Source organism: Colwellia echini, assembly GCF_002843355.2.
GTDB lineage: Bacteria > Pseudomonadota > Gammaproteobacteria > Enterobacterales > Alteromonadaceae > Colwellia > Colwellia echini.
In genome coordinates this window covers 26,193-49,483 of the sequence record NZ_PJAI02000009.1, presented here as the reverse complement: position 1 = coordinate 49,483, position 23,291 = coordinate 26,193, and the positions used below count along the sequence as shown (strand labels likewise).

22 protein-coding genes are annotated in these 23,291 nt (G+C 37.1%); 3 read left to right on the top strand and 19 right to left on the bottom strand.

Annotated features, from left to right (window positions below; all coding sequences use genetic code 11):
• Window positions 1-6 precede the first annotated feature (6 nt).
• From CWS31_RS09485 to CWS31_RS09405, 17 genes are all read right to left on the bottom strand, one after another.
• Window positions 7-426 carry a flagellar protein FlaG gene (locus CWS31_RS09485; RefSeq protein WP_101344137.1) on the bottom strand — a complete coding sequence of 140 codons (420 nt, stop codon included), beginning with the start codon at window positions 424-426 and terminating at the stop codon, window positions 7-9.
• A 121-nt stretch (window positions 427-547) separates the two neighbouring features.
• Window positions 548-1,711: a flagellin gene (locus CWS31_RS09480; RefSeq protein ID WP_101344138.1), complete on the bottom strand. Its 1,164-nt coding sequence runs from the start codon at window positions 1,709-1,711 to the stop codon at window positions 548-550.
• Between the two features lie 527 nt (window positions 1,712-2,238).
• Window positions 2,239-3,408, bottom strand: a complete 1,170-nt coding sequence (locus CWS31_RS09475; RefSeq protein WP_101344139.1) for a flagellin — start codon at window positions 3,406-3,408, stop codon at window positions 2,239-2,241.
• Window positions 3,409-3,816: 408 nt separating this feature from the next.
• The gene (locus tag CWS31_RS09470; RefSeq protein WP_101344140.1) at window positions 3,817-4,989 is read right to left on the bottom strand and encodes a flagellin; all 1,173 of its coding nucleotides are present in this window, start codon (window positions 4,987-4,989) and stop codon (window positions 3,817-3,819) included.
• A 377-nt stretch (window positions 4,990-5,366) separates the two neighbouring features.
• On the bottom strand, window positions 5,367-6,602 hold the full coding sequence (gene flgL, locus CWS31_RS09465; RefSeq protein ID WP_101344141.1) for a flagellar hook-associated protein FlgL: 1,236 nt from the start codon (window positions 6,600-6,602) through the stop codon (window positions 5,367-5,369).
• Window positions 6,603-6,612: 10 nt separating this feature from the next.
• Complete coding sequence (gene flgK / locus CWS31_RS09460; RefSeq protein WP_101344142.1) at window positions 6,613-8,568, bottom strand: flagellar hook-associated protein FlgK; 1,956 nt, start codon at window positions 8,566-8,568, stop codon at window positions 6,613-6,615.
• A 246-nt stretch (window positions 8,569-8,814) separates the two neighbouring features.
• Entirely contained in the window at window positions 8,815-10,011 is a 1,197-nt protein-coding gene (locus CWS31_RS09455; protein WP_101344143.1) for a glucosaminidase domain-containing protein, read from the bottom strand.
• A 252-nt stretch (window positions 10,012-10,263) separates the two neighbouring features.
• Entirely contained in the window at window positions 10,264-11,355 is a 1,092-nt protein-coding gene (locus CWS31_RS09450) for a flagellar basal body P-ring protein FlgI (RefSeq protein WP_101344144.1), read from the bottom strand.
• A 160-nt stretch (window positions 11,356-11,515) separates the two neighbouring features.
• Window positions 11,516-12,226, bottom strand: a complete 711-nt coding sequence (gene flgH, locus CWS31_RS09445; protein ID WP_211355820.1) for a flagellar basal body L-ring protein FlgH — start codon at window positions 12,224-12,226, stop codon at window positions 11,516-11,518.
• 48 nt (window positions 12,227-12,274) lie between these two features.
• On the bottom strand, window positions 12,275-13,063 hold the full coding sequence (gene flgG, locus CWS31_RS09440) for a flagellar basal-body rod protein FlgG (RefSeq protein ID WP_101344145.1): 789 nt from the start codon (window positions 13,061-13,063) through the stop codon (window positions 12,275-12,277).
• A gap of 108 nt (window positions 13,064-13,171) precedes the next feature.
• Window positions 13,172-13,915, bottom strand: a complete 744-nt coding sequence (gene flgF / locus CWS31_RS09435) for a flagellar basal-body rod protein FlgF (RefSeq protein ID WP_101344147.1) — start codon at window positions 13,913-13,915, stop codon at window positions 13,172-13,174.
• 369 nt (window positions 13,916-14,284) lie between these two features.
• Entirely contained in the window at window positions 14,285-15,796 is a 1,512-nt protein-coding gene (locus CWS31_RS09430; RefSeq protein ID WP_101344148.1) for a flagellar hook protein FlgE, read from the bottom strand.
• Between the two features lie 211 nt (window positions 15,797-16,007).
• Window positions 16,008-16,700 (bottom strand): flagellar hook assembly protein FlgD, encoded by a 693-nt coding sequence (locus CWS31_RS09425; RefSeq protein WP_101344149.1) that lies wholly within the window; start codon window positions 16,698-16,700, stop codon window positions 16,008-16,010.
• A 51-nt stretch (window positions 16,701-16,751) separates the two neighbouring features.
• Window positions 16,752-17,183, bottom strand: a complete 432-nt coding sequence (gene flgC, locus CWS31_RS09420) for a flagellar basal body rod protein FlgC (protein ID WP_101344150.1) — start codon at window positions 17,181-17,183, stop codon at window positions 16,752-16,754.
• A gap of 2 nt (window positions 17,184-17,185) precedes the next feature.
• Window positions 17,186-17,584 (bottom strand): flagellar basal body rod protein FlgB, encoded by a 399-nt coding sequence (gene flgB, locus CWS31_RS09415; protein WP_101344151.1) that lies wholly within the window; start codon window positions 17,582-17,584, stop codon window positions 17,186-17,188.
• A gap of 305 nt (window positions 17,585-17,889) precedes the next feature.
• Window positions 17,890-18,720 (bottom strand): CheR family methyltransferase, encoded by an 831-nt coding sequence (locus CWS31_RS09410; protein WP_101344194.1) that lies wholly within the window; start codon window positions 18,718-18,720, stop codon window positions 17,890-17,892.
• A 106-nt stretch (window positions 18,721-18,826) separates the two neighbouring features.
• A complete protein-coding gene (locus CWS31_RS09405; protein WP_101344153.1) occupies window positions 18,827-19,756 on the bottom strand; it encodes a chemotaxis protein in 930 nt (309 codons plus the stop codon).
• Between the two features lie 226 nt (window positions 19,757-19,982).
• On the opposite strand from CWS31_RS09405, the gene flgA reads away from it, so the two are divergent.
• The 3 genes from flgA (at window position 19,983) to flgN (ending at window position 21,682) form a co-directional block, all read left to right on the top strand.
• Window positions 19,983-20,675, top strand: a complete 693-nt coding sequence (gene flgA, locus CWS31_RS09400; RefSeq protein ID WP_101344154.1) for a flagellar basal body P-ring formation chaperone FlgA — start codon at window positions 19,983-19,985, stop codon at window positions 20,673-20,675.
• A gap of 167 nt (window positions 20,676-20,842) precedes the next feature.
• Window positions 20,843-21,151, top strand: a complete 309-nt coding sequence (flgM, locus tag CWS31_RS09395; protein ID WP_101344155.1) for a flagellar biosynthesis anti-sigma factor FlgM — start codon at window positions 20,843-20,845, stop codon at window positions 21,149-21,151.
• Window positions 21,152-21,235: 84 nt separating this feature from the next.
• Entirely contained in the window at window positions 21,236-21,682 is a 447-nt protein-coding gene (gene flgN, locus CWS31_RS09390; protein WP_101344157.1) for a flagellar export chaperone FlgN, read from the top strand.
• Window positions 21,683-21,924: 242 nt separating this feature from the next.
• Here flgN and CWS31_RS09385 read toward each other — a convergent pair whose 3' ends face one another.
• Both CWS31_RS09385 and CWS31_RS09380 read right to left on the bottom strand, forming a co-directional pair.
• Window positions 21,925-22,392: an LPP20 family lipoprotein gene (locus tag CWS31_RS09385; protein WP_101344158.1), complete on the bottom strand. Its 468-nt coding sequence runs from the start codon at window positions 22,390-22,392 to the stop codon at window positions 21,925-21,927.
• 166 nt (window positions 22,393-22,558) lie between these two features.
• Complete coding sequence (locus CWS31_RS09380) at window positions 22,559-23,203, bottom strand: FlgO family outer membrane protein (protein ID WP_101344159.1); 645 nt, start codon at window positions 23,201-23,203, stop codon at window positions 22,559-22,561.
• Window positions 23,204-23,291: the final 88 nt, after the last annotated feature.

The following is a 23,291-nucleotide window of genomic DNA, read 5'->3' as shown; positions in this document are numbered from 1 at the left end:
TAACAATTATACCTTAGAGTCAACAAAATTTCCTGTTGCTTCTGATAACTTAGCAACTAGTGATAAAACCTCTTCTGTTGGATATTGCTTAATAACATCACCAGAGTTTTTATCGATAACTTTTATCACATCACGTCCAGAGTCATCATCAACAATAAACTCTAAACCTCGATTCATTGTTCCAATAAACTCTTGCAATTGTTTAGCCACATTTTCAAGTTGTGTAGGCGACATCAATTCATTTTTTTTATCTTTTGTCGCTTTTTCATTAATTTGATTAAGGAGATTATCCTCTTCAGTGGTGTTATTACCTGCTAAGCTAGGGGCAACGTCGATTGTATCAACGGTTTTCTGCCCACCCCTTGGTACTTGTACAGGGTTAGCTGACGAGACATCACCAGTTGTTGCGTTTAGTTCTACACTCATTATAGTCTCCTTAATTACTAATAACTAAAGTAATCAAAAATCAATCGCTAGTTAATACACGAAAGGAGATGTGTTATCACCTCTCCTTTATATGTTAACTAGCTATAACTTACCTATTCAATTAAATTAAGCTTAAAGCTGCCTGTGGTAACTGATTAGACTGTGCCAAAATGGAAGTACCTGCTTGTTGTAATATCTGGTTCTTCGTCATTTGTGCTGTTTCTGATGCAAAATCGGTATCTTGAATACGACTACGTGATGCTGATACGTTTTCTTGTATATTAGATAAGTTATTAATAGTGTGACCAAATCTATTTTGAACCGCACCTAAATTAGCTCTGCTATCACTGATTTCAAGTAATGCCGCATCAATTACTTTTAATGCGTCCGCAGTTCCAGAAACTGTAGATATATTAATATCATCAGTATGTAAATCAACATTCGTCGCTGCTGCAGCACTTGTTATTGCAGTTAACCCTGCCGCTGTATTATCAGTGCCTGAAATGGTTACAATATCTGTCGCTGCAGACCCTGCAATATTACCAGTAAGTGTTATTGCACTAGTTGTTCCATCTAAAGTTGCAGTAAGTCCTAAACCGTTACCGGCGGCATTAATTGCACTTGTTAATGATGACAAATCAGTAACACTTGTCATATCGACATCAACACCAGTGCCTGATACATCTATATTCAATGTTCCTCCACCAATAACCGAGGTAGCAATTGCATTACTAATTTCTGGTCCTCCAGCAGTCATTGCATGAGTCCCTACAGTACCAAGCGTATCAGCGCTAATATCTCGTAAACCGATTGTAATTGTTTCTGCTGAGTTTGAACCCACTTGGAAAGCTTTAGTACCAAAACTACCATCAAGTAAGTTAGTACCACCAAACTGCGTGGTTTCTGCGATACGAGTCAATTCAGTTTGCAGTGCTGTTACTTCTTTTTGTAATGCATCTCTGTCGCCGGAAGAGTTTGAACCGTTAGCTGATTGCAAAGATAATTCACGCATACGTTGTAGAATATCAGTTGATGCTTGCATCGCACCTTCTGCTGTTTGTGCCATTGAAATACCGTCATTAGCATTACGCTGAGCAACACCTAAACCATTTATTTGTGAAGTCATACGGTTAGCAATCTGCATACCTGCTGCATCATCTTTTGCGCTGTTAATACGCATACCTGATGATAAACGCTGCATAGATTGCTCTAAACCAGCACCTGATTTTGTTAAATTGCGTTGTGCGTTTAATGACGCTGTATTTGTGATTACTGATAAAGCCATGATGTAACTCCTAAGTGCAATAATATATGTTTAAAAATTAGTTTTATTTAAATTTCACTTCGGAGCTATAATTTTATCATTAAGCCCCTTGCTAATCACTTTAACGGCGAGACTTAAAAATACTTTAGTGATTATTTATAAAACAATCTTATTTTATATAATGATCACTTTATAAATAGTCAATATGAGTAATATCAATCCAAATAAGCTTGCGCTTGTTTACTGTTATTTCGCAATAATGTTACGTCGTGAGAGTTTATCTGCAACTTAAATTATTTATAAATTAAGTTGCATAATGTCAAAGAAAGGAACATTTAAACTTTCAAATTTATTATTAGCGATAATGATCTACCACAGAAAGAAAACACAGAGCTAAAAGCAGCGTAATGATGTATGAGGGGTATTATTAAACCACGAAGTAAATCACTTAAAAATAATCAAAAAAAAAGGATTGGTGTTACCACCAATCCTTTTTATTTATGTCCCAGCAAGTACTACTATAGAGCGAGTGCTTAGTTTAAATATACTTATATTAAACTTAATGCTGCCTGTGGTAACTGATTAGACTGTGCCAAAATTGAAGTACCTGCTTGTTGTAGTATCTGATTCTTCGTCATTTGTGCAGTTTCTGATGCAAAATCGGTATCTTCGATACGACTACGTGATGCTGACACATTCTCTTGAATATTAGATAGATTATTAATGGTATGGCCAAAACGGTTTTGAACCGCACCTAAATTAGCTCGACTATCACTAATTTCAAGTAGTGCTGCATCAATCACAGCTAATGCATCAGCTGTTCCTGCTACCGTAGATATATCAATATCACTTGCATGAACAGTAGATACAGTGCCATTAGCCTGAACTGTAGTGGTACCTGTAATCGCTGTACTTCCATCTGCCTGTGTACCTGATACTGCCAATACATTTGTAGTTGCTGTACCAACAATATCGCCCGTAAAGGTTATGGCACTAGTAGTAGAACTATAAGATGCTTCAATTCCCAAACCATTACCTGCAGCATTAATTGCGCTGGCTAGACTTTCATTATCAGTAACACTTGTCATATCTACCGCGATAGAATTCCCTGATACTGAAACGTTCAATGTCGCACCTTCTGTCGCAGCTAAAGTAGCATCAGCTGCTGATAAAGTAGTTGCAGCTGATATAGTAGTCATATTGACCGACCCCATAGTCTCTGCACTAATATCTCGTAAACCGATTGTAATTGTTTCTGCTGAGTTTGAACCCACTTGGAAAGCTTTAGTACCAAAACTACCATCAAGTAAGTTAGTACCACCAAACTGTGTGGTTTCTGCGATACGAGTCAATTCAGTTTGAAGTGCTGTTACTTCTTTTTGTAATGCATCTCTGTCGCCAGAAGAGTTTGAACCGTTAGCTGATTGCAAAGACAATTCACGCATACGTTGTAAGATATCAGTTGATGCTTGCATCGCACCTTCAGCCGTTTGCGCCATTGAAATACCATCATTAGCATTACGCTGGGCAACATTTAAACCATTTATTTGTGAAGTCATACGGTTAGCAATCTGCATACCCGCTGCATCATCTTTTGCGCTGTTAATACGCATACCTGATGATAAACGCTGCATAGATTGCTCTAAACCAGCACCTGATTTTGTTAAATTGCGTTGTGCGTTTAATGACGCTGTATTTGTGATTACTGATAAAGCCATGATGTAACTCCTAAGTGCAATAATATATGGATAAAAATTGGTTTTAAATTTCACTTCGGAGCTATGATTTTATCATTAAGCCCCTTGCTAATTACGTTAACGGCGAGACTTAAAAATACTTTAGCAATTATTTATAATAAATAATTGCTATGAACACTTAAAAAACATATCTAATTGTTTTTATTATCATTTAATATAAGGGTTGAGTTTTAGGAATTTGAAATAACACGAGCATTCCCTACCTATGATAATGAGGTTCAACTGTTCTAAAATTATTGAACCATTACGAATACAACCAAAAAACATTAAAAGCGAATGCGTTAAACAAACAAAAAAACCATCACAAAAAGTGATGGTTTTTTATAGGGTAATAATTAACTTGTTAGCTATATTATTATTTACTAATAATTAACCAAGTAAACTAAGTGCCGCTTGTGGTACTTGGTTTGCTTGCGCCAAAATAGACGTACCTGCTTGTTGTAATATTTGATTCTTAGTCATTACAGCTGTTTCGGTTGCAAAGTCAGTATCTTGTATGCGGCTGCGTGATGCAGATACGTTTTCTTCGATGTTAGCTAAGTTACCTATAGTATGGCTAAAGCGATTTTGCACCGCACCTAAATTAGCACGACTATCACTAATTTCAAGTAACGCTTTATCAATCACCGCTAAAGCATCCGCTGTGCCAGCGACCGTTGATATATCAATATTGTCAGCATGAAAAGTAGATACCGTACCGCTAGCCTGAACTGTAGAAGGACCAGTAATAGCGGTAGTCCCATCTGCTTGTGTGCCTGTTACTGTCAATATATCCGTAGTGGCTGTGCCAACTATATCACCAGAAAAAGTAATAGTGCTCCCCGCAGAATCATAACTAGCTTCAATTCCCATGCCATTGGCTGCCGCATTAATTGCACTTGCCAAACTTTCGTTATCTGTAACACTTGTCATATCTACGGCTATAGAATTACCTGATACCGAAATATTCAATGTAGCACCATCTGCTGCAGCAAGGGTAGCATCAGCTGCTGATAAAGCTGTTCCTGCCGATATAGTCGTCATATTAACAGCCCCCATACTCTCAGCACTAATATCTCTAAGACCAATAGTAATGGTTTCAGCTGAGTTTGTTCCCACTTGGAAAGCTTTAGTACCAAAACTACCATCAAGTAAGTTAGTACCACCAAACTGAGTGGTTTCTGCGATACGTGTTAACTCAACCTTTAATGCTGCTACTTCTTTTTGCAAGGCATCTCTATCACCTGAAGAGTTTGAACCGTTAGCAGATTGTAATGATAATTCACGCATACGCTGTAAAATATCGGTAGAAGCTTGCATTGCACCTTCAGCCGTTTGCGCCATTGAAATACCGTCATTAGCATTTCTCTGTGCTACACCTAAACCATTGATTTGTGAAGTCATACGGTTAGCAATCTGCATACCTGCCGCATCATCTTTTGCGCTGTTAATTCGCATACCAGATGATAAGCGCTGCATAGATTGCTCTAAGCCTGCACCCGATTTAGTTAGATTACGTTGAGCATTTAATGATGCTGTATTGGTAACTACTGATAAAGCCATAATAAACTCCTAATGTGTTAACTGTTGTTAACGTCTGTTTATGTATTGTGTTATAGCGCTGTCCATAAACCGGACGTTAACGCTTTGTTATTAGAAGCTTGATAAGCAAGCCTCTGCTTTTGCTTATAAAACGAACTATCCAATCATCTGACGATAAATGTAAATGCTCTATTTATAAAATTATTGATAACAAACTCGTTGAAAAACAAAATCAATCTGTTAATCACGGAGATTCTGTAAGTTTTAACTATTAATAATTGATAGTTAGCGACCGACAATTTTTTGTTATCTTTCTTGCATTTTTATACTCAACTTAGATAAAGCATAAAAAATGCCAACTTATAAAATTAATCCTATTTAAAAATAATTAAACCTTATTAAAGGTAATTAAATAACGTTAAACCTTGTACCTTGGTAAAAACTTGTTGTGATGCTTGTAAAGCCAATTGCGATTGTTCAAATTCAGTTATTGCTTTAGCTATATCTAAATCTTCAATATTGGCTTTACCTGACTCTAGACCTAATGCAGTGTCTAAGTGTCTATTGTCTTGGTTTTCCAAGACTTGCAACCTAATTCCAACTTCAGAACGACGTGATGACAAGTGCGTTAAGGTAGAGCTGAGTTGGTCTAAAACTGTGTTGTAATCAACTTGACGTTGTTCAGGTTCACTAGCACTCACACCTTGACCTACCCAAGAAATTGCATTATTAACTGCGTCAAAAATACTCACTTCTTCTTGTTCGCTCATGGTAAAGCTTTCACCCGGCAATGGATTGCCGCTTATCGAAACTTCAATGCCATCAATGGTTATTTTTTTACCGCCTTCGTAATCTGCAACCGGAAAAGTAGTCGTTCCGCCTGCACTATCAGTTACTGTTAGATCTCCAGTTCCAACAGCAAAGTCAAAAGTATAATCATGCGGTGTTGCGCTGGTGTTATAAGTTCCACGGTCAGTAATATTGGCACTTGCTAATGCAACACCTGAGGTATTAGCATTTGGAAAAGCGGGTAATGATGGTGGATAATTAGCACTAAAGTCACCAATAGCATTAGCTACTTTCATAAATGCTGCATCACCCGATTGATTAGTCGCTACATTAATATTTTTTGAAACTTGTAGGGTGTTAACGCCACTATCGCCGCTATAATTTACAGAGCCGTCAGCTTTTTGGCTAAATGGTTGTTGGCTGGTTTGAAAACCTGCAAAAATGTAATCGCCATTTTCATCCTGGCTGTTTGCTATATCAACAAGTTGTTCAAGGTTATTGCTAAGCTGATCATTGATAGCTTGTAAGTCTTCATCAGACATAGCACCATTATTGGCTTGTAATACTAAATCTCTAACATTGTTTAAAATATCTTCTGCATCAGAAAACATAGTTTCTTGTAAGTTATTATTACTTTCCGCCTGAATGATATTTCGGTTATATTTTTCAATATTAGATAGGTCATCTTTATAGCCTGCCAAAGTACTGTATTGAACCGCATTATCTTTAGCGGTTAATACTTGTTTACCGCTTGAAAGCTTGGCCATTTGTTCATTAAGCTCTGAGCTTTTATTGCCCATTTGTAATGCACTTTGCATATAAAATTGTGATGTTGATACACGCATAAAAAACTCCTTACCTTACTGCCGACAAGATAGTGTCGAACAAGGTATTAGCGGTAGATATTACTTGTGAAGCGGCTTGATACGCTTGTTGATATTTCAATAAGTTAGCAGCTTCTTCATCAAGGTTTACCCCTGATGTTGATTGATTTCGGTTGTAAGCCTGTGTATACAAAGCCTGCGCTGTATCTGCGGTTAGATCGGCATTACTCGCTTTTGAGCCAACTACTGAGCTGGTTACGGCAATACTTTGACTAAAGGTTTCTTTACCACCATTAGTTACACCAATTTCTTGAGTTTTTGCCATGGTTACCGCATTACTGCCATTACCGACACCAAAGGCGCTGCCGAGGGTAAATGTTTCAGGGGCATTCGCGCTTGAGCCTGTCACATCACCACTGATATTAATTTGAAAGCCTGCAGGAATATCAATCGACAAACCATTAGCTGGATCATAAGTGCCACTATTAATAGTTCCTGATGTATCTGACACCTGATAATAAAACTGGCCTGCATCTTCATACATTTCTACAGTAATATTCGCGTTTTTTGCCGCTTCAGGATCGCTAACATTAGTAATTTCAATATTACCGTTAGCTACATTATTAGTTGATGGCGTAACACCTACTGCACTACTCGCGGCAATAGCACTACCATCGGTTAATGTAGTTTGCATTAATGCAGCACTATTTTTAGTGGGCACAATGCTAAACTTATCGCCAGCAGCAGGTGTTCCACTTGGGGCAAAGGTAAAACCGTTATCTGTTGCCGACGCATAAACACCACTACCCACGGCAGTTTCAGCTAAAGGTTCATTACTGCCTTTAGTTAAGTTGTATAAGGTAAAATCTGTTCCATCAAAACGTATTTCAAATTCATCAGTCGATAATTTTTTAACATCAGTAATTTCTACTTGCCCGCTAGCTGTTGACGAATTACTAGAATGAGCAAGTACTCTACCTTGCTGTAACTGAGTTGAGTTAATATCAGTAAAAATATTCGCGCCTTGTAAACCATTAAGATCTAAACCACTAGCTTGGCTGTCATTTAATGTTGAAGAAATGGCCATGGCTAAACGATCAATTTCATTACGAGCTTGTGTTAAATGTTCATCGCGAAATTCAAAACTTGCCGCTAATGAACCACCTAATGCCGTAGCATTTAAACCAATATTACTGCCTTTACTGACAAGTTTTAATTCAGTTTCATTTGCATTTGGATCACCCGCAGTAACTTGTAATGTCATCGGAGTGATCCCGGCAACTAACGTTGTACCCTGGCCAATCATTACCGTTAACACACCATTAGAGTCTTCAACTGTAGATACTCGGGTATATTCACTTAACTCGCTAATTAACTGGTCACGCTTATCAAGTAAATCATTTGGCTGTCCCGTTAAATCACTTTGTGAATGCATGATGGTTTCATTCATTTTTGCAAGCTCTTGAGATATTTCTGAAATTCTACTCGCGACTTGCTCTATTTCGCCATTAACCGCTTTAGTCATACTGTCGAAGTTAGCGGCTAGTTCGTTAAAATCATTACTTAAAGTGCTTGCTTGGTTTAGTACTATGCTACGTAAACCAGCATCACTTGGGTTATCAGCAATACCATTGATGCCTTGGTAAAATAAGTCGAGTGAACTCACTACCGCGCCGCCTGAGGTTGACATAACTTGGTCAAGTTGGCTTAAATGTGTATTCATTGAGTTGGCGTTAGATAAGTTACTTTGCGTTTGTAATTGTTCTTTATAGGAAAATTGATCATACAAGCGAGTAATATCTTGAATATAAGTGCCGGTACCAATGTAATTACCACCGTTAACAACACCTATTGATGCGTTTTGATCCGCACGCTGACGGGTATAACCTTCAGTATTTACGTTGGCAATATTATGACCTGTGGTAGCCAGCTGTTGCTGAGCAGCTAATAAAGCACTCACACCTGATTGATACAAACCTACTGACATAATATTGTCTCCTATATAAAAGATACCTACTTGAGCGACAACCTATTGCCTACTGTAGCTTTAGCTACTACGGCATATTTTGTTCAAGTGTTGATGTAACTTTTAATATATCTGTTGTTATAAATGTTGTTAAAATTAACGGTTTATAAAAGTTTACTAAGCTAGGCATTATGCTTGCTTACGGACTACTTTTATCTATGTTAAGTTCGGCTTACCTAACTAAATAAATAGCTTTTTATTTTGCTATTACTTAGCTAAGAGGTTAGTTACTGTTTTCAATGTGCTTTGAATTTTTTCAGCATATTGAGGATCAGTTGCATAACCCGCTTTTTGTAAACCTTGCAGGAAGTGTTCCACATTGCTTGAGTCTTGCAATGCTTCTTCATAGCGTTCGCTAGTAGAAAGGAAGTTGATGTAATCGTTTATACTATCGGCAATAGTTTGATAGGTTCTAAAAGGCTCTGATTTTTTAACCATAGCGCCCTGTTCAAACTCTAATGTATCTTTCGTTATTTTATCGCCAGCCCAACGAGAGTCAGCTTTGATGTTAAATAAGTTATTAGAGCTATCACCATTTTGGTGTTTAATAATTTTTTGTCCCCAACCTGTTTCTAGCGCCGCTTGGGCAATAACTACAGCAAAAGGAACGCCTAATTCGTCTTGTACTTTTTGAGCCGGTTCAATTAACGCGGTAACAAAGTCTTTTGGTTCGTTAAAGTGCTGTGCAGATAAAGGTGCTGAATTATTGACGCTTTGATCGTTAGTAGGATCCATTGATAATTTCTTAGTAACGCCTTTCGTTTTCTCAGCTTGTAAGTACTGATTCATCGCGCTATTTATTTGACTCGCGACACTTTGATTACCAATACTTGCAGATAACGTACTGTTTGCTGCAAATGGAATTTCAACATGAGATTGACGCTGACTTTGATCAGCTAGCATTTTTTCTATTAAAGAGTTTTCTCTGGCTGCATTTTTCTGACTGTGACTATCAACCGAGTCATTTTCATTAGTATCAGCTGAACCACTTACAGTATTTACACTGGCGACTGTAGATAAATTACCATCATTACGTAATACCGAGCTTGGCTTAAAGCTGCCATCATCTCCACCTAATTGTCTAACAATTAGATCGGTTAAACCAAGAGATCCATTTGAAGAGAGTTCAACAGCCATTTGTTGATCATGCATGTCACGATAAAATTTGGTTGATTGAGAATTAAATGGGCTGTCAGACTCAAGCACTTCTTGGGCTTTACGCATGCTCGCCAATAACATTTTCATGAAAATGGCTTCAAACTGCTGAGCCGCCTCTGTTAATGCTTCTTTTTTGGCTTCGCCATCACTTGAACGTGATTGCTGACGAATATCATTTAAGCCATTAAGATCAAGGGCATTACGCGCTTGATCAAAATTTTGTTTAAGGCTTGCATTAATATCCATAACTTTATGTACCTAAAATAGAAGATTTTTTATAAAATGTTTTTATTACTTGTTTCGCTTTAAAGTATTTAATTGTTTAGCTTTAAGTTGTATGACTTTATTTAAAGGCAGAAGCACGGAGCTGACGCATGTCACTACTGTGTACATCCTGTACTTCGCCTTTCAGGCCATCCTTCGGATGTTCAAATTATTTCCCGAAGAGTTTGTTAGTAGTTTTGACGCCTAAATTGAGCTTTACAGCGACAAGTTAAATTAAATAATGACTAACTCGCCACGTATCGCCCCAGCTTGATCAAGCGCTTCAAGAATTGCCATAACATCGCCAGGTCCTGCGCCTACTTCATTAATTGCACGCACTAATGTTTCTAAAGTAACGCCAGGTTTAAATACAAACATTCTTGCATCTGAGTTACTAACATTAATATCTGATTGCTGAGTAACTATGGTATCGCCCTCTGCGAAAGCATTAGGTTGCGATACATTTTGATTTTCATTTATGGTAACGGTAATGCCACCATGAGTAATAGCCGCAGCAAGTAATTTAACTTCTGAGCCAATAACAATAGTGCCTGTACGTGAGTTAACAATAATTTTGGCAGCAGGTGATGCAGGTTCAAATTCTAGGTTTTCAAGTACCGATAAAAAGCTAACACGATCGCTGATATCACGTGGTGCGGTTACTCGTACTGAGGTTGAATCAATCGCAGTAGCTGAGCCTGCAATAAGTTCGTTAATGGTGTCTGATAATCGTTTAGCGGTAGTAAAATCTGAATGACGTAAATTAAAGGTAATATAATCACCTGATGAAAAGGGGGATTTAACTTCGCGTTCAACAATAGCACCGTTAGATATACGGCCAACAGTTGGAATATTAACCAATACCTGTGAACCATCTAAGCCTTGTGCGCCTAAACCGCTAACCACTAAAGAGCCTTGTGCAACAGCATAAGCATTACCATCAAGCCCCATTAAAATAGTTTGTACTAAAGTACCACCACGTAAACTTTGTGCACTGCCCATACTTGAAACTGTCACATCGATAGTTTGACCTGGCTTAGTAAAGGCATCTAATTGTGCATGTACAGCAACGGCCGCGACATTTTTAATTTTTGGTTTCATCGCTTCAGGCATGGTAATACCAAAATTACTGAGCATGGTTTTAAAACTTTGCTCAGTAAATGGGCTTTGCTCACCCGTACCTGGTAAACCAACCACAAGGCCATAACCGATAAGTTGGTTAGGACGAACACCTGCAACATCGGCTAAATCTTTAATACGCTGTGCATTTACTGACAAAGGAGCCAGCAATGTGAAAAGGATCAATGTGTTTATTAAAGATTTCATTATAGTTATACCTTACTTCGTTGCCTTAAATATCGAACTGAACCATTCAATATGATTCACCTTGATACTGACCTATTCTACTTTTGACTTATTACTTATTATTTGTGAACTGATTCTCTATACAACATTCTATTCAGCTTAGTTTGAATAAAACTGGTTACTAAAGAGGCCACCAGCTACTATTAAAGAACTTCACTAACCAACCTTGCTCATTAGTATCAGCAAAGCTCCCCGTACCTGAATATTGAATACGTGCGTTAGCAACCTTGGTTGATAAAATAGTATTATTTGAATTAATATCTTTTGAACGAATCACACCGGTTAAGCGGATATATTCATCACCATTGTTTAACGTTAACCATTTTTCACCGCGAATCATTAAATTACCATTAGCGAGTACTTTAAGTACGTGTACCGAAATATTACCGCTTAAGCTATTACCTTGGTCAGCTTTTGAATCGCCTGTGAACTCTGAATTTTGATTAATACCAAACTGTAAAGATTCACCGTTTATCGTTACCGGTACGCCGCCTAAGCCAGTCACCGGATTTAAATTAGTATCACTCTCTTTTGACAATTCTGTTTTAGCATTTTTCTTCGCTTGAGTTTTCTCACTCAATATGACCGAAATAATATCGCCAACCCGATGCGCTTTAGAGTCAGAATAAATATTGTTGACATAATTGGGTTTGAATAATGACCCCGATGGCACAATGCGCTGTTCTTCTTCTTCTGGCATTATCGGCGCAAAATCAGGATCGTTAGGCAATGCTTTAGCTAAATCAACTGTATTACTACACGCGGTAGTTATGGCAATGAATAAGCTCATTGTAAAAAACTTCACTGTAGTTACTATCATTTGATTTTTCATCATGGCCCCCTGCAATTTTAATGGATTAATTAAATACTTGTTAATGTGTTAAAGCTGTTGGTTAATATAACTAAGCATTTCATCAACGGCAGAAATCACTTTTGAGTTCATTTCATAAACGCGTTGGCTTTCAATTAAGTTAACCAACTCTTCAGTGGTGTTTACGTTTGACGTTTCTAACGCGCCCTGCACTATCATGCCGTAGCCTTCTAATCCCGGAATGCCTTCTTGAGGCGCACCACTTACTGCTGTTTCGGTATATAAATTCTGACCAATTGGCTGTAATCCTGTTGGGTTAACAAAGTTAATTAAGTTAATTTGTCCTACCACAGCAGGCTCGGCTTGAGCTTGTAGTGTTACCGACACTTCACCATCTTGTGAAACAATAATACTTAATGCGTCTTCAGGAATAGTTACTTGTGGTTCAATTAAATAACCAGCACCAGGGGTTACCAAGTTACCTTCTTCGTCCATAGTAAATTGACCATTTCGGCTATAAGCTGAACTACCATCAGGCATTTGAATCTCGAAAAAGCCTTCACCTTGAATCATTAAATCAAGGGCGTTATCGGTAGTGATCATGTCACCTTGGGTATGAATTTTTTGGGTAGCAACAACTTTAGTACCTGCACCAAGCATTAACCCTGACGGCGCTTCAGTATCTTGCGCTGTACGACCACCAGGTTGATTAATATTTTGATAAAGTAAATCTTCAAATACCGCTCGACTCTTTTTAAAACCAACAGTACTGGCATTGGCTAAGTTATTAGAAATTACCGCAATGTCTTTATTTTGCGCATCTAAACCGGTTTTACTAATCCATAATGCTGGGTTCATACATCACCTCTGATTGTTTAGTGGTTACTTGCTTGATAGAGCCAAATAACCGCTGAATTTTTTAATACTTATGCTAATTATGCTTTCAAATTGTTTTTCAAAAGCAAATTAGAAAGCGCGTAATAATGAAGCTGCGCTTGAATCATTTTCTTCTGCCGTTTTCATCATTTTTAACTGCATTTCAAACTGACGTTGTAAAGCAATCATTTCGGTCATTTCATTTATTGGATTTACATTACTTGATTCGAGTGAGCCACCTAATACAGAAACGTTCACATCGGCAAATAATTGCCCTCCGCTTTTAGCGCGAAATAAACCATCATTGCCTTTTTCAATTAAGCGCGTGTCAGGGTTAACCATTTTTATACGGCCTACTTCTTCTTGAACCGTACTCGGTGCACCTTCTGGCTGTACCATAATGGTACCGTCACGAGATATTTGAATATTAGTCACAGGTAAAGGCAAAGTAATTGGCCCGTCTTCGCCAATAACTAATTCTCCATCATTAGTTTCTAATGCTCCTGTTTCGGTTAAGCGTAAATGACCACCACGGGTATAAGCTTCTTGACCATCTTCAGCTTGTACAGCAAAAAAACCTTCACCTTCTATGGCAATATCTAACGAGCGGCCAGTATGAAGTAATGAGCCTGAGTCAAAATTTTGGCTTGCTCGCTCTGTCATTGAGAAAACACGTGTTGGCATGCCTTCACCAAAAGCTTGCATACTTCGGGCTTGTGCCAAATCAGCTTTAAAGCCAGTGGTTTTGGCATTTGCCAGATTATTGGCATTAATTGATAAGGCATGCATGTTTTGTTTAGCACCGCTCATTGCGATATAAAGCAACTTATCCATAATGATTTTTCCAAAAATAAAAGTATATTTAAGGTAGTTGCAAATAGAGTGCCATGAATAGAATTGTTTACTTATTGACAAAATAGTTCAGGTTATTTGATGTACTTATTTTTCATCGTAAATATTGTGAAGTAATAAAGTTTTCACCGTAAACCTTGTGATGTCATAAAGTACTTACTGCATTTATAATTAGAGAATTAAAAAAATAAAAATTAGAGAAGTGATGGATTGCCATTGTTCATTTAGCTAGACATAAAAAAACGTAAAAACGCAAACGCTATACATAAAAAAACCGCTAACTAAGTACTGGTACTTAACATTAGCGGCTTTATTTATTTGCACCGATATATCACTCTAATTTGCTAGTGATTATCTAATTTGTAAAATAGTTTGGTTCAATTGGTTATCAACTTCAAGTGCACGAGAGTTAGCTTGGAAGTTACGTTGCGCTGAGATTAAATCAATCAACTCAGTGGTTAAATTCACGTTTGATTGCTCTAGCGCTGAAGAGTTAATAGTACCAAAGGTGCCAGATCCTGCTTCACCAGCAAGGGCCTCACCAGAGACAATACTTTCTTTCCATCCAGTATTACCTACTTGCGATAAACCTTGCTCGTTTGCAAAGTTGACCATGGCAATACGTGCTAGCGGTTGTGAAGTACCATTACTGTATGTAGCACGAACTAAACCATCAACGCCAATATCAATACCGGTTAATCGACCTACAGCTAAACCATCTTGATTCAATGCGGTTACTTCAAAATTAGAAGCAAATTGTGTTGGCTCATTTGGATTAGGGGATAAAGGATCAAGGTTAAAATCAATCTCTACAATTTGTGTTGTGTCTGCACCATTAGGTAAATGATCAGCAAAACTAACCGTTCTAATGCCACCATCAGCAAGACTTGGTACTTGACTAACAAAATCACCTGATGCATCAAATCTTAATCTAGCACCAACTACACCACCAGAAGCACTTAATGGACCTGAAACATTACCACCAACAGGGTTAGTATTGTTTTCAGCGGCCGTAGCTGCATCTAATGCGGTATTAAGGGTAGCTAAATCAGCAGCAGTCGGAGAAGCAATAGCATCATAAGTCACTTGCGCAGCATCAGCGGCATTTCTTGCCGTAGTTGCGGCAACTGCGTTAGCCGCGTTGCCTTCTTCTAAATCAATAACTTTACCGTCAACCGCAGCAAACATCATCCATTCGTTGGGAGAGCTCGTTGGATCATCTTTAATATAGAAGTAAGTCATAACATGACTATCACCTAATGAATCAAAAATGGTAATTGATGTTGAATTATTAAAAGTTAGTGGATCATCTGGGTCAAAGTTACCCGGCGCACCAGCAATATAACTATCGCCCGCAGGTAGGTTCATTCTTACATCAACTTCGCTAGTTTGCGTTGGCGCACCTGATGCAGTAGGAATTCGAATAGGCTCTGCAGTACTTAAACTTACCGAGGCTGATGAGCCATCAGGGTTAACAGGAAAACCTAATAAATGACCACCTTGTGAGTTAACCACAAAGTTATCTGCGTTAAGTTTAAATTGTCCCGCACGTGTATAAGATGTCTCTAGTGAGTCAAGCTCAGGTACGGTAGCAAAAAAGCCATTACCAGTAATTGCTAAATCAAGGGCGTTATTAGTAAATTGAATACTGCCTTGAGAAAACTGTTGGGCAACATCGGCGGTTAATACACCATCACCAACTTTAGTTTTTCCTGAAGCCAATAAAGATGCTGCATAAACATCAACAAATTCAGCACGAGACTCTTTAAAGCCGACTGTACCAACGTTTGCAATATTATTTGATGTAACATCTAAGTCTTTTTGTGCCGCGTTTAAACCGCTTAGTGCAATATTAAATGACATAATTTAACCCTCTTTAAATTTGCTTTATTGCTTAATACCTACTCTACTTTTATTAAAGTTTGCGAAGGTAGATTAAGCTTATTCTTTACTTTTACGACTAATGCTAAAATTAAAGTTAAAACTAGAAATAAAAGTAAACTGAATGATTAATAATTTGCTAGGTACTCAAGCCTTTACAGCAAGGAGTGATAGCCTGACTAAACCTGTAAATCTAACTACCACCTTCTGATACTTCAACAATATCGGTAAGTGCCATTGCACTGCCGCCATTAAGGTTAAGCATAATATTGCCACCAGTCCCGGCTAAGGTAACACTGTCAACTTTACGATAGGTTTGGGCTTCAAGCTCAGAGGCTTTACCTTCAACTAAACCAACAATACGGAATCGGTAGGCTCCAGCATCGGCCGGTTCACCATCTGATTTTAAACCATTCCAAGTAAAGCTATGTCCACCTGCTTGTGTGTTACCAACTGGTACGGTTTGAATAACTTCACCGGCAATATTTTCAACATAAATGTTTACGTTACTTGCGGCTTGATCTGATACTAATTTACCTTTTACCGCTTCACCTTCTGCCATGCCAAACACATTGTCTTCCACTAAAACACTACGGCCTACTAATGATGATGCTTGTAATGCTTGGCTTGAGGTCATTGATGAAGCAAAGCCGTCAAAAGAATCATTCAGCTTTTGCACGCCATCGGTAGTTGAAAAGGCTGTCATTTGCGAGATCATTTCGTTGTTATCAACGGGTTTAGTTGGATCTTGATTAGCTAGCTCTTGCGTTAATAACGCAAAGAAATCGGCCTGGGTAAGCATGCCATTATCTTGCTCGGCAACTTTATACTCTTCTTTTTGCCAACGAATACCGTCTAATACACTGGTGTCACTAACAGTTGTCATGATCTACTCCTTGGCTTTGCAATAAACTAATTAAAGTATTAAATGTTTTCATTAGCGTTGCCCTAGCTGCAATGTTTTATTCAACATGTTTTTAGCTGATTCAGCTAATTGCACATTGGTTTGATAAGAGCGAGAAGCAGAAATCATATTAGTCATTTCTTCAATAACATTAACATTAGGCTTATATATAAAACCTTCATGATTTGCCATTGGATGATTTGGCGCATATTCCACATTTAATGGCGCGTCGCTTTCGACAACTCCTAATACTTCTACACCAACACCACTACCATCATCTGCTTTTTGTCCTGCGGCAGCTTGTTGCATGGCAGCGGCAAAAACTGGATGTCTGGCTCGGTAAGTTTGATCTGCGCTACTGCTAACACTATCAGCATTAGCAATGTTACTTGCGGTAGTATTTAAGCGGACGGATTGAGCGCTCATACCACTACCTGTGATATCAAATACGTTAAATAGACTCATTTTTATTGACCTCCGCTAATGACTTTTTTCATTGCTTGAATTTTACCAGTAAGAAACTGCACGCTTGCTTGATATTCCATAGAGTTTTTTAAATACAAGTTTCGTTCCACTTGTACATCTACAGTATTACCATCGCCAGTATCAGCTTGATTTGGTATGCGATAATCAACGGTATTATTTAACTCGGTACGTATATCAAAGTGTTTTTCATTGGTACGAGTCATACCTGATTGCTGACTATTTGTCGCATTCGCAAGAGCTTGCTTAAAGTCTAGCCCTTTCGCTTTGTAACCGGGAGTATCAGCATTGGCAATATTACTGGCAATAACTTCAGCTCGTTTCGAGCGAAGTAGCATCCCCTGTGAATAGAGTTGAAAACCTTCATCAAATCCGATAGCCATAATAGCCTCACCTAGTTACGTTTAAAATAAATACGTTTTCACAGTTATAACAGCTCGGTTGTAGCAACTATGTTATAAATGTTTACGATATGATTAATCTATATTCAATAAATATGCCAGATGTTAGAAGTAACATTTTTAGATTTATTATTAGATTATAATTTTGGCGAGAAGCCTGAGAAGAATAATTAAGGAGTGGACGGTGATAACAGCTACTGAGCTAGCTGTTATTTAAGGTTTTTTAATTTAATACTGATCTGTGTTATCGCTATAGTTATACTATATAAGAGATAAGAGGTGTATGACTATTTTTTTTGATAAACAATGCCAGGATTACAACGTAACATTGAAAAATCCTGATTGATACCAGACAGAGACTCTGAAGCTCCAAGGTATAAATAGCCATTTTTATTCAATACGCCATGAATTTGACTAATAATTTGCGCTTTGATTTCAGGTGAAAAATATATCAATACATTTCGACAAAAAACAATATCAAAACGGCCCATCAGACTATAGCTATTCAATAAATTTAATGGTCTAAATGTTACCATCTTTTTTACTTCATCTTTTACTTTTAACATACCATTATCGCCAGCTTCAAAAAAACGTTGTTTACGTTCTGCTGATAAACCACGCGCTAATGCTAGGTTGTCATAATGTCCGTATTTACAGTGCTCTAACATTGTGGTTGAAATATCAGTACCAACAACTTGCACACCACGCGGAAAGGCTCTTGGGTTCTTTTGTTGATATTCAAGTACCGACATAGCAATAGAATAAGGCTCTTGCCCGGAGGAGCTAGCTGCAGACCAAATTTTAATTGGCGTTTTACTATCTGATAAATCAGGTAATATTTTACTTTGCAGTAATTTAAAGGGGTAGTCATCACGAAACCACAGGGTTTCATTAGTGGTCATAGCATCAATAACCGCGGCACGTAATTGCCGCTCAACAGGTGATAGTGTTTTATTCACGAGTTCAGTAAGTGATGTTAGCTTAAATTTGGCCATTAAAGGAACTAATCGGCTTTTTACTAAATATTGCTTACTTTCACCGAGTACAATACCACATTGCTGTTCTAAAAAAGCTCTAAATAAATTATAACTTTTTTCATCAAGTTCTCTTTCTGACACATTACCTTCCTGTTTATTCAAAAATTTTACTAAATAATCCATACAATGGAAGTTGTCATTAACTTGCTAAATAGTGCTTTAATTAATTCAACCTATTTCAACCGAGCTATTTATCTAATTTTAACCATTTTTTTACTGAAGTAGCTAGTTCATCTGGATGGAATTTAGGAATAAAGTCTTCAGCGCCTACTTTTTCAACCATGGCATTATTAAATACCCCACTAAGTGAAGTATGTAAAATGATAGGCATCTTCGACATTCTATCGTTACCTTTCACCTCAGCAGTTAGGGTATAACCATCCATTTCAGGCATTTCAATATCTGAAATCATTAGTGCAACTTTTTCGGTAATACTATGTTCACAAGTAGCGGTTATTTCCAACAACTGATCTAGCGCATCTCGACCATTTTTAGCTAAAATCATATTAATACCTAATGGCTCTAATGCTCTTTTAACTTGATTACGCGCAACCGTTGAGTCATCAGCAATCATTACTAGTTTATCACCTAACTCAATACCTACGTTTGCATCAACAATATCTTCACTTACATCGGTTGACACAGGACTTATCTCGTTAAGAATTTTTTCAACATCTAAAATGGACACCATCTCATTATCAATTTCAGTAACCGCAGTTAGGTAACTAGACTTACCTGCTCCCTCTGGCGGCGGCATTACATCTGCCCAGGTTAAGGTAACTATTCGCTCAACGCCCGCCACGAGAAAACCTTGTACGCTACGATTGTACTCAGCAATAATAATAAAACTGTCTGCAGTTTGCTCAATCGCTGGCCCACCTGTTGATTTACTAAGGTCGATAACAGAAATAGTTTGCCCCCGAATATGAGCTACACCTTTTATAAAACCGTCTTGTTTTGGTAGCATGGTCAATTTAGGGCATGGCATCACTTCACGTACTTTAAAAACGTTAATGCCAAACCGTTGTCTGCCAATCAGTTTAAAAAGTAATAATTCTAATCTGTTTTCACCAACAAGTTGCGTACGTTGGTTTACTGAATCGAGAATACCTGCCATATGAACCTCATGTAAGACTGTGCTATTTATTATGCTCTCTAGTTAAACACATAAGGCACAGTTCTTGAATTAATTTAAATATAACGTTAATTATAAAGACTTTTAAAACTTATTTTTACACTAAACGTCTGAAATTTGACGGATGATTTAATATAATCTCATTTTGCTAATTTAATCTAAGCATAGACGATTATTTACATTTACTTAAAGGTTGATAATAAAATATATGCGCTTAACATCATTTTTTTCTTTTTTTATCTTGTTATTGCTCATTAAGCACACAGCGGTTACTGCAACAGAGCTTGATAGTGACTTTATAGAGCAATTTGCTACAGATTATTTAATTGAACAATTTCCTTCAACTGGTGAAGAAAAAGTACGCATTACTGTAGCTGAAATAGACCCTAGAATCATTATACAGCCTTGTTCTGTTCCAATAACCGCTGAATTACCTGACGAAAATAGCTCAAGAAATGTAAGTGTTAAAATTAGTTGTGATGAATCAACACCATGGAAAATATATTTATCGGCAAAAGTTGAAATAACTAAAGCTTTTTTAATTGCTAAAAATACAATTAATAAAGGAGACATGCTTGATGATAGTAATGTGGAGTTAGCTTACATGCCAATTAATAGAATACGAGGTAAAAAGCTCACTGATACCTCAGTTGTTTTTGGTGCTAAAGCCAAAAGACGAATTGCTCAAGGAAAGACCATTAGTAAAAGAAGTATTTGCTTAATATGTAAAGGCGATTTTGTGACAATTATTGCCGCATCAAGTAGTTTTAATATCAAAACCCAAGGCGAGGCATTAAGCTCTGCCAATATGAACGAACAAATAAGAGTACGTAATTCACGTTCAAATAAAGTTATTACCGCTAACGTCAACGGTGTTAACCAAGTCATAATTAATCTATAATCATCTTCAACCTAAGTAACCATCGGAAAATGAAAGTTAATGGGTTCCAAGGTATAAAATATAATTGATATAAATTTAAAATTTTAGTTAAAGTTATACTATATTAGGCCGATAACAAGATACTAGAACTCTTTTAAAATATCATTTCATTGTTAAAGGATGAGATTATGACTATTAATATCAACAACTTGAATACAAACACTCAAGTTACACAGACCCAACAAAAGCAAGCAAAACAACAAGCTGAGCATGTAGTATCTGAGCAATCCCAAGTAAAAAAATCAGGCCAAGATTCAGTATCATTAACACCACAAGCAAAGCAGCTTAATGAATTACAAAAAAAAGCCGCTGATGCTCCCGTGATGAATCAAAAGAAAATTGATGAATTGAAAGCCGCAATTAGCTCTGGCGAATATAAAGTTAACCCTGAAAAACTCGCGGCAAGTATCGCAAGTTTTGAGTTTGACTTGATCTAGTATTGCTATTTCTTGTTTATCAATAGCATTTAGAGGTAGACTATATTTTTTAATCTCTATTTATAGCTTAATCAAGGCATATTAATGTTATCAGGCTCAGACTCTCAAGGGTTAACATCTACAGACTTGTTAGCAAAACAACATGAGCAATTAACTTTGCTTGCACAGATCATTGCTAACGAAAAGCAAATATTACAACAACATGACCCCCAAGCCTTACTCAAGGTAAGCCAAGAAAAAAACACTCTTTTATTAGCTATTCAGCAATTAGATCATGACATTGGTTTAAACCAAGTTTTTGCGCAAGATAAAGCAGCAGGTAAACTCAGTCCAGAATTAGCCGAAATAGCGCAGTTATTAGAGCATTGCCAAAAACAGAACTTAATCAATGGCCAAATTATTCAACAGTCACAACTTGCGGTAGAGCGTATGAAAACGAGTCTGTTAGAAAATCATAATAAAAATGCTATTACTTATGATAATAAAGGTAAAAAAAGCGCGGGTTTATCTAGTTTAGGTTTTAAAGCTTAGTAATTAAATAGCTAAATGCTAATGACAAAAGAATAACAAACCCGAGTTCGAGATAACAAACTAAATAATTACCACAAAAAAGCCGTATTCTAGAAACTAGAATACGGCTTTTTTGTGAATTATTCGCAGCTTTAATCATTTTTATAATTTGAGTAATATCTCGGATAATATCTCGGGCAATAATTCAAATAATAGTTCAGACAATAGCTCAGACAATAATTTTAAAGTAATAGACAATTTTACTAAAAGTAACTTACTTCTTTCACTTCTTGCCTACTTTGATTAGCTTGATATATGTTATAAACATCTTCAAAGTTCAGTTGCAGCTCTGTGGTATAAACATCACCGAGAGGATAACTTTTTACCACCTTAGCGCCGCGTATAATACCTTGTACAGAAGTCGATAACTGCTGATTTTCAATCAGTAAATCAGCCATAGTAACATTGCCTTCAATTTGCTGACCATATACTTGCTCGGCTAATTCTGCATAAGCGGCAATTTTTGACGCTTGAATGGCCATTAGCATCCGTTGTGTTTCATGTGTTGATTTTTGTAAGCTGATTGGCGCAAAACCTGTTGCATTAAGTACTGGAAATGTTTTTGGTTTTACAGTCTCCCACTCAACATGCTTATCATAAATAAGCGAACATGCGCTTATCATAAATAGTACGCTCAATATTAAGAGCATTCTAACAGCGGTGTTTTTCATAAATACTCCTTAGATGGTGATTGTTGATTCAGTTGCATGTTGACATCACTCTCTGTGTTAAACATTACTCATAGAAATTACCAATAAATACGGTTAGTTATAAATATAAATGTAGTTATCTATAAAACAGATAATTCATAATAAAATCTAAATGTTTAATAATATTTTAGTTTTGTATACTAACAGCACGTTCATCGCCAAATAACATCGCATTATCACGAATAATCATCCCGTCTTTCATTTTTACTTTCTCATGGCTATCGATCTCATCGCCCAAGACCCAAGAAGGAATAAATGATTGCGCGGTGGCTACAACAACTTTCGACTGTATACCAATCATTCGCGCATTAACCAGCACACCGCCTTCTTGCTCAACCATAGTACCAGCAACTACGTAGTCAATTATCTGACGTTCTGGTAATTCCTGCCAATCTCGACTAAATACATAATCACCATCTTTAGTTACTCTAATATGACCTGTTGTTTTAAAGTCTATAACCACTAAACCATGGCGCTGTAACTCATGAACAAAGCTTTCAGCTAATTGATTACCTAACCAATTAGTTGATTCAAGATCTTTAAGGTTAACGAAGGAAGCAACGGCAACAGGAGTTTTAGCGTTTACAAAACTACTACTAGTAAGCATTTGATAAGCCAAACCTTTAACGACGTCATTTATGGCATGACGAGGTAGGTCATAACTATCAATCTCACCCTTTTCAATTTGGCTAGATTGATAAAAATCATCTTTTTGTGTTGTGCCACACGAGAGTAAAGCTGGCAGAAGCAATGGTATCAGCCATTTTTTCATAATATTCTCCTTCAAGAATAAGTGCTACGAGTAGATGAGTAGCAATACAGTATTTTTATATCTGACAATTTACCTTCAGGTTTATATT